The organism is Lacinutrix sp. MEBiC02404, from assembly GCF_053601575.1.
On record NZ_JBSHNV010000197.1, the window covers coordinates 1 to 905 of the forward strand.

The 905-nt window shown below is 30.1% G+C and carries 1 protein-coding gene; it reads left to right on the forward strand.

Features of this window, described 5'->3' with window-relative positions; all coding sequences use genetic code 11:
- The first annotated feature begins 146 nt into the window (after positions 1-146).
- Positions 147-659 (forward strand): hypothetical protein, encoded by a 513-nt coding sequence (locus ACVCXO_RS12165; protein WP_452229862.1) that lies wholly within the window; start codon positions 147-149, stop codon positions 657-659.
- The last annotated feature ends 246 nt before the right edge of the window (positions 660-905 follow it).

Consider the following 905-nt stretch of genomic DNA (forward strand, 5'->3'; position numbering starts at 1 on the left):
AAAGACCTATAGATAACAACGTATATAATTAATGGCTAGTTTTAGCTTGCTTACGAAAATCTTTGCAGATTTTCTATTCCGTTTTTATTTACTAAATTAGGTGCTGAAACACGCCACTAATCATATACAAACACGTTGTGCAACATATGAAAAAAACCATATTCATAATATTATTATTTCTGATTTCAAATTCATTTTTGGCGCAAAATCATGATGCTGAATATACTGAATATGTAAGTGAACTTGCGAAAATTCAAATTAATGAACTTGTCAATTATCAGGTTTCAAACTTGACCGAGAATGAAATACTGAATAGTTTAAAAAAGAAAACAAATTCTGAATTGAATACTCTGGCGTCAATAATATTGAATTATAAGTATGCGGAAACACTCGACTTTGAAATTAAAGAACAAACAAGATTGGAAATGCGAATGGTAGAAATGGCTGATAAGTTTTATGAAAAAAATAAATTAATATTTTTAGAACATTCTGGTGGCTATCTGACAACTTTTGGAGATGAAGAGAAAATATATAACAACAGAAAAGTTCGGATTTTACTAATGGGAGGAGGAACTTGTATTGTTGATGAAATTGATTATAAAGCAAAACGTATGTACAGAATATTTAACGAACGAATGAAAAAAAATATAAGCGAATAATACGTTGCACAACACCGTATATAATTTATTGCTAGTTCTTGCCTGCTTACGAAAACCCTCGCGGATTTTCTATTCGGTTTTTATTTGCTAAATTACGTTCTTAACCACGCAACAAACCATATACAAACACGTTGTGCTTCATTACCAGAAACCGCTAACCAATGATAAAATTCTTTAGAAAAATTAGACAAAAACTGCTGACAGAAAATAAATTCAGTAAATATCTGATTTACGCAATCGGAGAAA

Excerpts from the sequence above, each read along its gene's own strand:
- ACVCXO_RS12165 (WP_452229862.1), top strand. The coding sequence starts at position 147 with ATGAAAAAAACCATATTCATAATATTATTATTTCTGATTTCAAATTCA.